14 protein-coding genes are annotated in these 14088 nt (G+C 31.5%); 7 read left to right on the forward strand and 7 right to left on the reverse strand.

The annotated features are described in order from the left end of the window. Window positions 1-9 precede the first annotated feature (9 nt). Window positions 10-1161, forward strand: a complete 1152-nt coding sequence (locus Q4487_RS16695; protein WP_303545446.1) for a hypothetical protein — start codon at window positions 10-12, stop codon at window positions 1159-1161. 65 nt (window positions 1162-1226) lie between these two features. Here Q4487_RS16695 and serA read toward each other — a convergent pair whose 3' ends face one another. Both serA and Q4487_RS16705 read right to left on the reverse strand, forming a co-directional pair. Continuing rightward, on the reverse strand, window positions 1227-3119 hold the full coding sequence (serA, locus tag Q4487_RS16700; protein WP_303545443.1) for a phosphoglycerate dehydrogenase: 1893 nt from the start codon (window positions 3117-3119) through the stop codon (window positions 1227-1229). 147 nt (window positions 3120-3266) lie between these two features. Continuing rightward, window positions 3267-3719 carry an isoprenylcysteine carboxylmethyltransferase family protein gene (locus Q4487_RS16705; protein WP_100895328.1) on the reverse strand — a complete coding sequence of 151 codons (453 nt, stop codon included), beginning with the start codon at window positions 3717-3719 and terminating at the stop codon, window positions 3267-3269. A gap of 95 nt (window positions 3720-3814) precedes the next feature. Between Q4487_RS16705 and Q4487_RS16710 the strand changes: the two genes are divergently transcribed. The 6 genes from Q4487_RS16710 (at window position 3815) to Q4487_RS16735 (ending at window position 8725) form a co-directional block, all read left to right on the forward strand. Continuing rightward, on the forward strand, window positions 3815-4399 hold the full coding sequence (locus Q4487_RS16710; protein ID WP_303545440.1) for a non-canonical purine NTP diphosphatase: 585 nt from the start codon (window positions 3815-3817) through the stop codon (window positions 4397-4399). Continuing rightward, window positions 4392-5021, forward strand: coding sequence for a DUF4337 domain-containing protein (locus Q4487_RS16715; RefSeq protein WP_303545437.1), 630 nt, complete (start codon window positions 4392-4394; stop codon window positions 5019-5021). The genes Q4487_RS16710 and Q4487_RS16715 overlap by 8 nt, the downstream gene beginning before the upstream one ends. 155 nt (window positions 5022-5176) lie before the next feature. Beyond that, entirely contained in the window at window positions 5177-6994 is a 1818-nt protein-coding gene (locus Q4487_RS16720; protein WP_100895325.1) for a DEAD/DEAH box helicase, read from the forward strand. 158 nt (window positions 6995-7152) lie between these two features. Beyond that, window positions 7153-7932 carry a carboxypeptidase-like regulatory domain-containing protein gene (locus tag Q4487_RS16725; RefSeq protein WP_303545433.1) on the forward strand — a complete coding sequence of 260 codons (780 nt, stop codon included), beginning with the start codon at window positions 7153-7155 and terminating at the stop codon, window positions 7930-7932. Between the two features lie 47 nt (window positions 7933-7979). Next, entirely contained in the window at window positions 7980-8333 is a 354-nt protein-coding gene (locus tag Q4487_RS16730; RefSeq protein WP_100895323.1) for a hypothetical protein, read from the forward strand. Window positions 8334-8347: 14 nt separating this feature from the next. Then, the gene (locus Q4487_RS16735) at window positions 8348-8725 is read left to right on the forward strand and encodes a PH domain-containing protein (RefSeq protein ID WP_100895322.1); all 378 of its coding nucleotides are present in this window, start codon (window positions 8348-8350) and stop codon (window positions 8723-8725) included. 73 nt (window positions 8726-8798) lie between these two features. Here Q4487_RS16735 and Q4487_RS16740 read toward each other — a convergent pair whose 3' ends face one another. From Q4487_RS16740 to Q4487_RS16760, 5 genes are read right to left on the reverse strand one after another with little or no spacing between them, the layout of a single operon-like run. Further along, window positions 8799-9962 (reverse strand): sigma-54 dependent transcriptional regulator, encoded by a 1164-nt coding sequence (locus tag Q4487_RS16740; RefSeq protein ID WP_100895321.1) that lies wholly within the window; start codon window positions 9960-9962, stop codon window positions 8799-8801. 9 nt (window positions 9963-9971) lie between these two features. Further along, window positions 9972-10838: a DUF6268 family outer membrane beta-barrel protein gene (locus tag Q4487_RS16745; RefSeq protein WP_100895320.1), complete on the reverse strand. Its 867-nt coding sequence runs from the start codon at window positions 10836-10838 to the stop codon at window positions 9972-9974. A gap of 35 nt (window positions 10839-10873) precedes the next feature. Then, window positions 10874-11719 carry a mechanosensitive ion channel family protein gene (locus Q4487_RS16750; protein ID WP_100895319.1) on the reverse strand — a complete coding sequence of 282 codons (846 nt, stop codon included), beginning with the start codon at window positions 11717-11719 and terminating at the stop codon, window positions 10874-10876. A 1-nt stretch (window position 11720) separates the two neighbouring features. Beyond that, a complete protein-coding gene (locus tag Q4487_RS16755) occupies window positions 11721-13058 on the reverse strand; it encodes an ABC transporter permease (protein WP_303545426.1) in 1338 nt (445 codons plus the stop codon). Then, window positions 13058-13987, reverse strand: a complete 930-nt coding sequence (locus Q4487_RS16760) for an ABC transporter ATP-binding protein (protein ID WP_303545423.1) — start codon at window positions 13985-13987, stop codon at window positions 13058-13060. The genes Q4487_RS16755 and Q4487_RS16760 overlap by 1 nt, the downstream gene beginning before the upstream one ends. Window positions 13988-14088 lie beyond the last annotated feature (101 nt).

Consider the following 14088-nt stretch of genomic DNA (forward strand, 5'->3'; position numbering starts at 1 on the left):
TACTAATAATTGAAAACAAAACTCCTTTACATACTATTATTTAGTTTTTCTACCTCTTTATTTTCTCAAAATATAGTACATACACTTCCTTTTAAATTAGTTAAAAACAGAATTTTTATAAAAGGTAAAATAAATAACACCTCTTGTTATTTTATGTACGACACCGGCTCTAGTGGTTTTAATATTGATCATAAATTTGCCATAAAAAACAACATAGATTTAATTAAAAAAGATGTATCAGTCTCTCTAGGAGATACATTTAATCGCTATTTAAAAAAAGAAGATAACATAAGAAGTGTATTAATTAACGAGTACGATTCTAATGCTTTTCATAAAGCAACCATAAACCTAGACTTTTTTAGACAATTTAATGTAAAAGTTGATTACCATAAAAAGCTAATAACACTAAGCAATAATGAAGAGCAGAACCTAAAAGAAAGTAATACTATCCTATTAATAAAAAACAAAGACAATTTATACCTGTACGGTTTTTATGAAATTTACGGTACAGTTACAATTGGTGACACAGTTTTATCTGGCCACTTTATGGTAGATACAGGAAATGGCAGAAATGTAACGCTGTTAAACTACCCCAACAATAACTTACACGAATTAAAAAAAAGTATTAGAGACAATTTTAGTTATGTTGACGTAACTATGCCAACAGCACATACTTCTGGCTTAAACAATACACTTATAACTAATAAAACTAAAGTACTTGTTGGGAACAAAACATACAATGGTGTGCTAGTAGATATTGCAAATACAACACTAAACAATTTTCCCAACAATAAATTTATTGGTTTTATAGGAGGCGGAATGCTAAAGCACTTTACCATTTACAGTAACCAGAACAAGCTAATACTAGAACAATCTAGAGATAAAGTAAAGGTAGCGTCTGAATTAATTACTGATGGCTTTAAAATTATAAAAAGAGGTAAAAAGGCATTTGTGAGCACCACTTTTACTAATAAAACTAATACCGCAAAAGTTTCTTTAAATGATCAAATATTAGAAATAAATAACACTCCTGTTAAAGATTTAAGCAAAACAGAAATAGAGCAACTAAAAACAAAACTAGGAAATGTTATTACTTATAAATTAAAAAGAAAAAAGAACATATTTTTTATAAAAACTGTAGTTAAAAATTTTCTAGAATAAGATGTAATAAAAAAAGACTGCACTTTTAAGTACAGTCCTTTTATTTACTTGTAACACATACAATACTAATAAAGCACTCTAAATTTAATAGTGTTTTCTACCTTTTTTAGAGCTTTAATAACTTCTTTATTGTACTTTTTATCTAAGTCTGTAATTACATACCCAACCTCATTGTCTGTAGATAAATACTGTCCTGTTATATTCATTTCGTATTCTGCTAAAACCTTATTTATTTTAGCCATTATACCTGGTACGTTTTTATGTATATGTAAAAAACGGTGCGCATTTGTTTGTCTTGGCAAACGTATACTAGGGAAATTTACAGCATCTACGGTATTACCAGAGTTTATATATTCCATAATTTTATTAGGTACAAAATCTGCAATATCTCTTTGCGCTTCTTCTGTACTACCACCAACGTGCGGTGTTAATATTACGTTTTCTAACCCTTGTAGCTCCGTAAAAAACTCACCATTACTACGTGGTTCTTCTGGATAAACATCTACTGCTGCTCCGCCAATTTTTCCGCTTTTTAGTGCTGCTACTAAAGCTTGTATATCTACTACAAAACCACGAGATAAGTTTATAAGCATAGCTCCGTTCTTCATCTGCTTAATTTCTCGTTCACCAATAAAGTTTTTGTTAGCTTGGTTATCATCTATATGCAACGTAACAACATCAGACACATTTAACAAGTCTTCTAGTGTATTACATTTAATTGCATTACCAAGTGCTAACTGGTCGTTAACATCATAATAATACACTCGCATACCTATAGCTTCTGCTAAAACAGATAATTGCTTACCAATATTACCATAACCTACAATTCCTAATTTTTTACCACGTACTTCTCTAGAGTTTATAGCAGTTTTATTCCATTGCCCGCTATGAATTTCCTGACTTCTAGGAAATACATTACGCATTAACGTGATTATTTCTCCAATAGCCAACTCTACAACAGAACGTGTATTACTATACGGAGCATTAAAAACAACAACTCCTCTTTTTTTAGCACTTTCTAAATCTATTTGCGTAGTACCTATACAAAATGCACCTACTACCAATAACTTATCTGCAGCTTCTAATACCTTTTTGGTTACTTGTGTTTTAGAACGAATACCTAAAACGTGTACTCCTTTTAATTTTTCTATTAATTCCTCTTCTGGTAGACTGTGTTTTACTAACTCCACAGAAAAACCATCTTCAGATAAATTATGAAATGCTGCCGGATGCACATTTTCTAACAGCAATATTTTAATTCTATTTTTTGGGTATGATATTTTCCTTGGTAAATCGTTTACAAACAAAAACTCATCCATATTAGGTGTAACGTGGTCTGCATTATCTGTAGCTTTGTCTCTGCTCACATTTTCTGTGTATGCAAAAAACTTATCTGCAATACCAGCTTCACGCATTACATAATCACTATACCCATCTCCTATTACTTGTACTTCTCCTTCTAAATGTAGATTTTTAAGGCATTCAATTTTTCCGTTGTGAGACGCCAATACATTAGCTTCATCAAAACCAACAATATTACCATCCTCATCAAACTTAAAAGTATTAGCATACACTTTTTCTGCTGGTATGTTATACTCCTCTACAATAGGATCTATAAACTCTTTAAAACCACAAGAAATAACATAAATATCATCAGAATAATTATGAAAAAACTCTTTATTAGTTTCTATAGACTTAGAAATTTTATCTCTAAGCTCTTCTACCAATTGTGTTAAATGACTTTTATGAGCGTTTAAAAGTTTTATACGCTTCTCCAAGGATTCTGTAAAGGAGATATCGCCATCTATTCCTAGATTGGTAATTTCTTGTATTTCTTTAATAATTTCATCTTTGTTAGCATTACCTTGTAATGTAATTTCAGCTAAAACATCTAAAGCTTCAACTCTGGTTAGAGTGCTATCAAAATCAAAAACATATTTTCTCCCTTGGTCTACCATTTTAAAAAAATTTAAGTAGTAAAAGTAAAAAATATTAGTGTTTAAGCAGTTAAATCAAAATAAAATTAAAGCAAAAAAGGCGTATCATCACATATGCTATAAAAATTGTTTTTTAAGCACCCTTAAATTAAGAATATGATAATAAAATTAAAACCAACGACGCACTTTTTTAGTGTAACTCGTATATTCTTTACCAAACTTTTGGGTTAACATTTCTTCTTCTGGTTTTATTTGGTAAGCATTCATATAAGACACAAAACCAGCTGCTATTAACATATTAAAAGCATTGCTTAAAAATAAACCCCAACCAATAAGTAATAACAACATTGCTAAATACATTGGGTTTCTTGTAAACTTATAAATACCTGTAGTTACCAATGCACTAGTTTTGTTAAGGTTTTTAGGATCTACTGTTGTTTTGGCTTTTAAAAATTTATAGGTTGATGCTGCTAAAACCAAAAGCATAACCACTAACAAACCTTTTAAAAGCATTGTTCTTCCAAAAAAATCAAAAATTCCAAAAGGTAAAAACCTAGCTAAAACATACATTACCAATCCAAACACAAAAACCACTACTACTGGCGGAAGCTTTAAAGACATACATTACTATTTTTAAGAAAATAAAATTACTACTTTTGCGCTTGTTTTTTTAGGTTTTCACCTAAAGAATTACAAAAAACAAATAAGCATCACCAATGAAAATAGTATTTGCAACGCATAACACTAACAAGTTTAAAGAGGTAGAGGCTCTTGTTCCTAAAAACATTACACTGGTTTCTTTAACAGATATTGGTTGTTTTGATGATATTCCTGAAACCGCAGATACCATAGAAGGTAATGCCAAACAAAAAGCAAATTACGTTACAGAAAAATATAACTTACCTTGTTTTTCTGATGATACTGGCTTACTAGTAGATGCTTTAAACGGTGAACCTGGTATTTACGCTGCTCGTTACGCCGGTGAACAAAAAAGTGCAGAAGATAATATGAACAAATTACTATACAATTTAGGTGATAGTAACAATAGAACTGCACATTTTAAAACTGCTATTGCATTAAATTTAAACGGGGAACAGCATATATTTACAGGCGTTGTAAACGGTAAAATAACTAAAAGCAAACAAGGTAAAGATGGTTTTGGGTACGATCCTATTTTTACCCCAGAGAACTACAACCTTACTTTTGCAGAGCTACCACTTAGTACAAAAAACCAAATAAGCCATAGAGCTAAAGCAACACAACAATTAATTACTTTTTTAAAAGGATACAAAAATGCCTAAGCAAACCGTAGAAGTTTCAGTAGCATCTGAACGTGCAGAAGCATATGGTGGTGTACTTATTGCATTTTTTGCTGCACTTATGGCTATTTCTCAATTAGTAAACGGCGAATTAGAGGAAGAAATGATGATTGCTCACAATAAATTGGTCAATTATTCTAGCTGGTATCAGTCTAAAAGCATAAAAGAGAGTTTAAAAGAAAGTGAATTAGACAATCTTGAAGCACTACTTTATACAAATGCAATAGCAGAAGAAAAAAGAGATTTTGTTTACAATAAAATTGAAAAAACGAAAGCTAAAATTGAAAAATACAAAGCAGAGAAACACGAGATTTTAATTGGATCAAAAAATATAGAAAAAAAAGAGTGGACACAAGACTTAGACGGCAAAATGGGCGTAATAACTGGTATTAACGAGTGGAAAGTACTTGCTAACAAATATGATATTGCCACTCGTAAGTTTGATTTTGGTGTTCTTTTTTTTCAAATAAGTATTGTTTTAGGTGCCGTCTGCATCATAATTTATGACAATCCTAAGTTGCAAAAATCATTAGTAGTTTTAATGATAATTTTTGGTGTTATTGGTGTTGTTATGTCTGTATATGGTTATAGTCTTGCACCATAAAAACAAGTATTATCTATGTTGTATGGTTATTCAAAATATTTAGAGTACTTTTGCACTTTATTAAAAACGCCGCTGGTATAGCATGTGTTACTCTGAGTTATAATATGATAAACGCTCTATGTAACATACATATTTGCGATTAAGAATAACATATTATGACAAAATTTGAAGCATTAGGGCTAGACAAGTCCCTACTTGATGCTATTGTAGATCTTGGGTTTGAATCACCTTCAGAAGTACAAGAAAAAGCAATTCCAATCCTTTTAAATGAAGACACAGACCTTGTAGCATTAGCACAAACAGGTACTGGTAAAACTGCAGCTTTTGGTTTTCCGTTAATTCAGAAAATTGATTCTAGTAGCAGAACTACTCAAGGATTAATACTTTCACCAACACGTGAACTTTGTTTACAAATTACAAACGAGCTTAAAGCGTATTCTAAATACGAAAAAGGACTTAATGTAGTTGCAATTTACGGTGGTGCTAGTATTACAGACCAAGCAAACCAAATTAGAAGAGGAGCACAAATTGTTGTTGCTACTCCTGGTAGAATAAAAGATATGATTAGCCGTGGTATGGTTAACATTTCTAAATTAGATTACTGTGTATTAGATGAAGCGGATGAGATGTTAAATATGGGCTTCTATGAAGACATTAAAGACATTTTATCTAACACTCCAGATGAAAAATTTACGTGGTTATTCTCTGCAACTATGCCAAGAGAAGTTTCTACCATTGCTAAAAAATTCATGCACAACCCACAAGAAATTACAGTGGGATCTAAAAATGCAGGTGCAACTACAGTACAACATGAGTATTATGTTGTTGGCGGTAGAGATAGATACCCTGCATTAAAAAGATTAGCAGATACCAATCCTGATATTTTCTCTGTTGTTTTTTGTAGAACTAAGAGAGATACACAAAGAGTTGCCGAAAAATTAATTGAAGACGGTTACAATGCTGGTGCTTTACACGGAGATTTAAGTCAAAACCAAAGAGATTTGGTAATGAACGCTTTCCGTAAAAAACAAATACAAATGCTTGTTGCAACAGATGTTGCTGCACGTGGTATAGATGTAGATGATATTACACACGTAATAAACTACCAATTACCAGATGAAATAGAAACATACACTCACCGTAGTGGGCGTACTGGTAGAGCTGGTAAATCTGGTGTATCTATGGTTATTGTTACTCGTAGTGAGTTACGTAAAATAAAAGCCTTAGAAAGAAAGCTACAAACTGAATTTTTATCAAAAAAGATTCCAACAGGAATGGAGATTTGTGAAATTCAATTGCACCATTTAGCCAATAAAATTAAAGATACTAAGATTAATGAGGAAGTAGAAAGTTACTTACCTGCCATTAATGAAATATTAGAAGGTTTAGATAAAGAGGATCTTATTAAGAAGATTGTTTCTGTAGAGTTTACTCGTTTCTTTGACTACTACAATAAAACTAGAGACTTAAATGGCTCTGACCGTGGAGAAAGAGGAGATCGTGATGAACGCGGAAGAAATAAAGCAGAAATACCTACAAGTGGTTCTGTACGTTACTTTATTAATGTTGGTGAGCGTGATGATTACGATTGGATGACATTAAAAGATTTCTTAAAAGAAACTGTTGGTCTTGGTAAAGAAGATGTGTTTAAAGTAGATGTTAAAGAAAGTTTCTCTTTCTTTAATACAGATGCAGAACACTCTGAAAAAGTATTAGCAACGTTTACTGAATTTAAAGTTGACGGAAGATTTGTTAACGTAGAAATATCTAACAACCCTGGTGGTGGCGGAGGCCGCAGAGGAGGAAGAGATCGTGGTGGACGCGGTGGCGACAGAGGTCGTTCTTCTTCTCGTGGAGGAAGAGATAATAGAAGCGGCGGTGGAGACAGAGGTCGTTCTCGCAGCAAAGACAGTAGAGGAAGTCGCGATAGCGGTGGAGGATACGGAAACAAAAAAAGCAAAAGAAGATACTAGTCTTTTTAAGTTAATAGAATACTAAAAAATACGCTTCGGCGTATTTTTTTTGTTTATTTACCAACTTAAATCAAAAATTTAACCCTTACACCACAGCTAAAGAGATAAACTTTAATATCTTAGACTTTTTAGTAGAAGATAAATGACACCACCTTTTTATGAACAAATACATCCTACTTTTTTTTAGTTTAGTTACATTTATTGGATTTTCTCAAGAAAAAAAAGCTAAAGAAAACAAAAAAGAGTTTTCTGCAACAATTATAAATTCGCAGACAGACGAACCTATGCCTAGCGTACACATTGTAAACCTAAACCAAGTAAAAGGTACCATTACAGATCAAGATGGTAAGTTTACAATACCCGCAGTTGCTAACGACACACTTTACTTAACGTATCTTGGTTTTAAATCTCAAAAAATTAAAGTAACTAACGATATGCTTAAATTTAAGGATACAGAAATTACCTTAACAGAACTAGCATTTGCGCTAGAAGAAGTTGTTGTTAAACCATACCAACTAACAGGTTTTTTAGAGATAGACGCTAAAAACGTGAGTTTAAACGACTCTTACCAATACGCAATATCTGGACTAAACACAGGTTATGAAGCTGGTAACAAAAACCCAAGTGCAGTTACAAAAGTACTTGGCGCAATATTAAACCCTGCAGATTTACTCCGTAATTTATTTGGAAAAAAACCTGCACAAATGCGTAAACTCCGTCAAATTAAAGAAGATGACCGTATTAGAGATTTGCTAGCAGCAAAGTTTGATAGAGAAACACTAACAGAATTACTTCAATTAGAAAAAGTAGATATTGAAGACATTTTAAACAACTGTAACTACTCTAAATCTTTTATACAAACTGCCAACGACCTACAAATTTTAGACGCTATTAGCGGTTGCTACGAAGAATATAAAGTACTAAACAGAAAAAAATAACAGTATAAAAATTACTGTTTAAAAAATACATACACCTTAGATTAACTATGACTAAATTAGAATTTTTACAGAAGAACGTTTTTACAGATCTTAAAAATTTAAATACTGGGTTTGACTCTGAAGAAAACTTTTATTTCTCTGAGTTAGATTTTGCAATGGTTTTAGAGCGTATAGAATACTTTGGTATTGGAATACACGCTATTAAACCATATATAAATGAAGAATTTGGTACAACTAAAACCAATGAAGATTACAGAAAAAAAGCTACCGATGCCAAATGGTACAAAAGAGCTTATTTTGATTTAAAAAAGGCAACACCAAAAATGATATATACTGCAGATTACAAAGTATCTGCAAAGTTGCTTAACAAAGACGAGAACAAAACTGAAGAAGCAAACTAAACCTTAAGTAAACAATGGGATTATTTAATAAAATACTTGGTAACGCTAGTGAGGTATCTGTAGATAAACTTAATGAAAAATACGGAAGACTTCTAATAGACGGTGAACAAGTAGAATTAGGCTTTAAATTAGTAAGAGACACTTTTATGTTTACCAACAAACGCTTAATATTAATAGACGTACAAGGACTTACTGGCAGCAAAGCAGAATATAAATCTATGCCATACAAAAGCATTTCTAGATTTTCTTTAGAAACAGCTGGTACTTTTGATTTAGATGCTGAATTAAAAATTTGGATTTCTAGTGAAAACCTCCCATCTGTAAGTAAAAAATTTAATAAAAGCATAGATGTTTACGAAGTACAAAAATACCTAGGAAGCAAAGTGATGTAGTATTCATAAACCTATAAATACAAAAAAGCCTAGATTTAAAATCTAGGCTTTTTTGTATTTATTAAAACTATTATTACTTACTAGCAAATAATTTTACATCTTCCTCTGTTACCTCTTTTCCGCCTAAAATAATTAAACGTTCTACCACATTACGCAACTCTCTAATATTACCTGTCCAGTCATAACTCTTCAATAATGAAATTGCTTTGTCTGAAAACACTTTTTTAGTAGTTCCTTGCTCTTTGCTAATCTTATCTGCAAAGTAGGCTATTAATAAAGGAATATCATCTCTCCTGTCATTTAAAGCAGGTACTTTTATAAGTATTACCGCCAGTCTATGGTATAAATCTTCTCTAAAGTTACCATCTGCTATTTCCTTTTTTAAATCTTTGTTTGTAGCTGCTACTACTCTAACATCAACCTTTATATCTTTATCTGTACCTACTCTAGATATTTTACTTTCTTGCAAGGCACGCAATACTTTAGCTTGCGCAGACAAACTCATATCTCCTATTTCATCTAAAAAAATAGTTCCCTTATTTGCTGCTTCAAACTTACCTGCCCTATCTTTTACTGCAGATGTAAACGCTCCTTTTACGTGACCAAAAAGTTCACTCTCTATTAATTCTGATGGTATTGCTGCACAATTTACTTCTATAAATGGCGCTTTGCTACGTGGACTTTTTTCGTGCAACCAATGCGCAACCAATTCTTTACCTGTACCGTTAGACCCTGTAATTAAAACACGCGCATCTGTAGGGGCTACTTTCTCTATCATATCTTTAATTAAAGCTATGCCATCACTCTCCCCTACCATTTGGTAGTTTTTACTTACTTTCTTTTTTAACTTGGTATTTTCTACCACTAAATCTTTACGATCTAATGCATTACGTACCGTAGTTAACAACCTATTTAAATCTGGCGGTTTTGATATATAATCAAAAGCACCTAAACGCATTGTATTTACTGCCGTATCTAAATCTCCGTGACCAGATATCATAATAAAAGCTAATTCTGGCTTTAATTTACGTGCAGCCTCTAATACCTCTACGCCATCCATTTTAGGCATTTTAATATCACACAAAACTAAATCATAATCGTTTTTTTTAATAGCATCTATACCTTTTAAACCGTCTTCTGCCTCTTCAACATTATAGGTATCACTCTCCTCCGATAAAATTTTTACCAAAACTCTGCGTATTGCAGCTTCGTCTTCTATTACTAGTATTTTTGACATATACGTGTTTTAAAAAATTCCTATTTTAAATCCTGTTTTAAAATATACATTACCATCGTCATATAACGAATATACACTTTTTCTTTCTTCATCTCTTAACAAACCCCTTTGAGACAAAGTGTGACCTGCTAAACAATAAAAAGAAATGTTTTTATTAATATTATATTGGTAACCAAAAGCACCTACCACAACAGATAAAGACAAACCAGAGCCTAAATCATTATCTGGCAAAGCAATATCATTTTGCACATTTACAAAATAACCATCCAATAATAATGCCGCTTTAAATGTGTGGTGCTGTTTTAAATGATATTTAAACTCCATTCTAGGAACACCAACCATATAAGACCAATTAGGATGAAATTTTTTATAGTAACTTACTATTGGTAAAGGAACATCAAAACCTGTTGCATTATTATAAGACAAGCCCAGTATTAAACGAGTAGGTTTTTCCTTTTTCATATCTGCCTTTATAGCAAGCACAGAATAATTTAAATTAAAATCTTCCTTCTGCACTCCGTTAATAAAATTAGAAGCCAACCTTGGTGTTAGCAAACCAATAAAAGTCCATTTTTCATTTAAAATATGCGCATAACCCAAGTTAAGATCTACAATTCTTAATTTCTCTAACTCCTTATCATCAAACTCATAAATACTATCGTTTGCAAAGTCTATGATACCATATTCCGCACCAGTAATTATGTAATTTTCATCATTTAATTTAATAGGTAAATTTGCTAAGAATCTAAATCTAGAAATACTTCTAGACGACTCTTTTTTTGGCAAAGTAGTATACTCTAACCTTACAATGTCTGAGCTTTGTGATAAAGCACATTGTACCATTAGAAATATACAAACCCATAAAAGCTTCTTCATATAAAACACTAATGTATACGTAAATATCAACTAAATTATTTATTAATAATATGTATATCTCTTTGTGGAAAAGGGATAGAAATATTATTTTTTCTAAAAGCCGCGTCTATTAAAAAACGCAAATCACTTTTAATTCTAGGGTCGCCGTAACTATCATTAGTATAATAATTCACAGAAAACATAAGTGCAGAATCTCCAAAATCTTCAAATAGTACAAAAGGTGCCGGATTTTTTAGAATTCCTTTTTTACCATCTATAATCTCTAATAACAACTTAGACACCAATTCTACATCACTACCATACGCAACACCTATTTTTACATTTTCTCTTGTAGTTTTATGGTTTTGAGTATAGTTGTAAATACTATCTGTTAAAAATTTATGATTAGGTATAACAATCACCTTGTCATCTCTAGTTAAAGCCCTTGTTGTTCTTAATCTAGTTTCAAAAACTCTACCAACTTTACCCTCTACCTCTATAATATCTCCTATATGTAAAGATTGATCTAAAATAATTAAAATTCCAGAAATTATATCCTGAAAAAGGTATTGCAGTGCAAAACCTAAACCAACAAATAAAGCGGCAGATGCAGTAAGCAAAACAGTTAAATCTACACCAGAAGAATGCAAAACAGTTATTACTGCTAGGATGTACAAAAAGTACTTTAAAAAATTAAATATACTTAAAAACTTATTTTTATCATCTTGCGGTAATTTAGCAACAACTATTCTATGTATGAGTTTTAAAATATAGGTAACAGCCAAAATAGCCACCACAATAGTAACCAAAGTACTTACCGTAATAACTACTTTATCACCATCTACCAACTTGTAAGACATTAAGTCTTTTAAGTATTTAAGAATATTTTTTAACTCTTCCATATTAATATTTTAACCACTTATATAAATCTTTATAACTTGGCTTTTTACCATACATTAAAATACCTATTCTATATATTTTTGCTGCCAACCACACAATAGATAAAAAGGTAATTATTAATAACAAAACAGAAACTACCAATTGCCAAACTGGCACACCACCTTCTCCTATACCAGAAGATAAACGCATTAACATTACTATTGGCGACGTTAACGGAAATAAAGAAAACCCAACTGCCACCGGCCCATGAGGGTTACTAAAAACCGAAATAAAACCAACATAAATAGCTAACATTAGTGGTGATATTACAGGTAACATAAACTGTTGCGTATCCGTTTCATTATCTACAGCAGCACCTATTGCCGCATATATAGAACTATAAATTAAATACCCTAAAACAAAATATACCAAGAAAAAGCTAAACAAAGATACCCAAGGTATTTGTAAAAACATTTCGGCATATTGTTGTATGTTATCCTCCATACCGCCACTTGCCATTTTCACAGCTTGCGCTTGCGGTAAACTAGAACTACCATTTTGCAAGGCAGTCATATCCAAATCAAAAATTAAAAATACAATTAAAAATAAAATAGAACCAGATACCACCCATATTACAAACTGAGTTACACCCGCCAAAGATGTTCCTATTATTTTACCCATCATTAACTGAAAAGGCTTAACCGATGAAATGATAACTTCTATTACCCTACTAGTTTTTTCTTCTATTACACTACGCATTACAAAACTACCGTAGATTATAATAAACATCATTATTAAATAGCCAAAACCACCACCAATTATAGCGTTAAGCTCGTTTAATCCTTTTAAATTTTCTTTTCCTTGAAATGTAGCCGTATGTATAGAAAAGTTTTTACTAATAGAACTATACTGCTGTTCTGAAACCCCTAAACTCTCTAATCTTTTTTGTTTTAATCTATATTGAAAAATATCTTCTAAATCCTCTAAAAAACCATCTGTAGGAGATTCTTTAGAGAAAAAATATGAAGATTTTGCCACATCTTCTAAAGTTTTACCATTTGGTATAAAAACCAAACCATAGTAACCAAGTTGCTCTGTAGAATCTTTAGCCTGCTCTAAACTTATATTTTTAAAACGCACTACAGATGTGCTTTCTGTATTTATGAAATCATCTGCATAAAAACTACTCTCATTTAATACAGTAATAACTCTTTTATCACTATCATTTAGCATTGCTAAATACAAGACCAAAGCAACCATACCTACCATTAAAATAGGACTTAAAAAAGTCATTATTATAAACGACTTGTTTTTTACTTTAGCTAAATACTCTCTTTTTATAATTAAGCTTAATTTACCCACTACTTTGTTTTGCTTTTTACGGTTTGTATAAAAATATCGTTTGCAGACGGTATTGTTTCTACAAAGTGGTTTACTTTTCCTTTTTCTGATAAATACCCTAACAATGCACCTGTATCATTAGAAGGCAATTGTATTTTAAAATCTAACTGCTCATCTTGCTCATTGTAAGATGGTGTCCATATTTTATGTTTTTCTTCCAACTTCTTTAAAACATCATTCTGCTCAGATACTTGCAACCCTACATTAAAAATATTGTTTTTATACTCTTTTTTAATGTCTGATAATTTTCCGTCTAGTATTTTTTCTGATTGATGAATAAGTGCTATGTACTCGCACAATTCTTCTACAGATTCCATACGGTGAGTAGAAAATATTATTGAAGCACCTTCTTCTTTTAAGTGAAGAATTTCATCCTTTATTATATTAGCATTTATAGGATCAAAACCACTAAAAGGTTCATCAAAAATTAATAATTTAGGTTGATGAAGTACAGTTACAACAAACTGTATTTTTTGCGCCATACCTTTAGATAATTCCTGCACTTTCTTATTCCACCAATCTCCTATATCTAACCTATCAAACCAATATTTAAGTCGTTTTGTAGCTTCTGCCTTAGACAAACCTTTTAACTGTGCCAAATACAAAGCCTGTTCACCAACCTTCATACTTTTATACAAACCTCTTTCCTCTGGCAAATAACCAATAGTTGCTATATGCTCTGGTTTTAAGGGTTCGCCATCAAAAAAAACAGCACCAGTATCTGGAAAAGTAATTTGATTTATAATACGTATTAGCGTAGTTTTTCCTGCGCCATTAGGTCCAAGTAGACCATATATACAATTCTTAGGAATTTCTAAGGAAACATTGTTTAGGGCTGTATGGTCTCCAAATTTTTTAGAAACACCTTTTGCCGCCAAAATAGTACTCATTTTCACAATTTTTCCAAAGATAGATAAATGGTAGCATATAAAAATAAAACCCACCCTTATTTACATAAGGATGGGAAAAAAAATGAGCAGTGATAAGCACT

It is taken from the genome of Cellulophaga sp. 3_MG-2023 (genome assembly GCF_030546975.1).
Classification (GTDB): domain Bacteria; phylum Bacteroidota; class Bacteroidia; order Flavobacteriales; family Flavobacteriaceae; genus Cellulophaga.

Bases quoted from the DNA above. Each gene is read 5' to 3' on its own strand.
- Q4487_RS16710 (WP_303545440.1), top strand. From the start codon at position 3,815: ATGAAAATAGTATTTGCAACGCATAACACTAACAAGTTTAAAGAGGTA.
- Q4487_RS16705 (WP_100895328.1), bottom strand. From the start codon at position 3,719: ATGTCTTTAAAGCTTCCGCCAGTAGTAGTGGTTTTTGTGTTTGGATTG.
- Q4487_RS16735 (WP_100895322.1), top strand. From the start codon at position 8,348: ATGGGATTATTTAATAAAATACTTGGTAACGCTAGTGAGGTATCTGTA.
- Q4487_RS16740 (WP_100895321.1), bottom strand. From the start codon at position 9,962: ATGTCAAAAATACTAGTAATAGAAGACGAAGCTGCAATACGCAGAGTT.
- Q4487_RS16720 (WP_100895325.1), top strand. From the start codon at position 5,177: ATGACAAAATTTGAAGCATTAGGGCTAGACAAGTCCCTACTTGATGCT.
- Q4487_RS16760 (WP_303545423.1), bottom strand. From the start codon at position 13,987: ATGAGTACTATTTTGGCGGCAAAAGGTGTTTCTAAAAAATTTGGAGAC.
- serA (WP_303545443.1), bottom strand. From the start codon at position 3,119: ATGGTAGACCAAGGGAGAAAATATGTTTTTGATTTTGATAGCACTCTA.
- Q4487_RS16725 (WP_303545433.1), top strand. From the start codon at position 7,153: ATGAACAAATACATCCTACTTTTTTTTAGTTTAGTTACATTTATTGGA.
- Q4487_RS16715 (WP_303545437.1), top strand. From the start codon at position 4,392: ATGCCTAAGCAAACCGTAGAAGTTTCAGTAGCATCTGAACGTGCAGAA.
- Q4487_RS16750 (WP_100895319.1), bottom strand. From the start codon at position 11,719: ATGGAAGAGTTAAAAAATATTCTTAAATACTTAAAAGACTTAATGTCT.
- Q4487_RS16745 (WP_100895320.1), bottom strand. From the start codon at position 10,838: ATGAAGAAGCTTTTATGGGTTTGTATATTTCTAATGGTACAATGTGCT.
- Q4487_RS16730 (WP_100895323.1), top strand. From the start codon at position 7,980: ATGACTAAATTAGAATTTTTACAGAAGAACGTTTTTACAGATCTTAAA.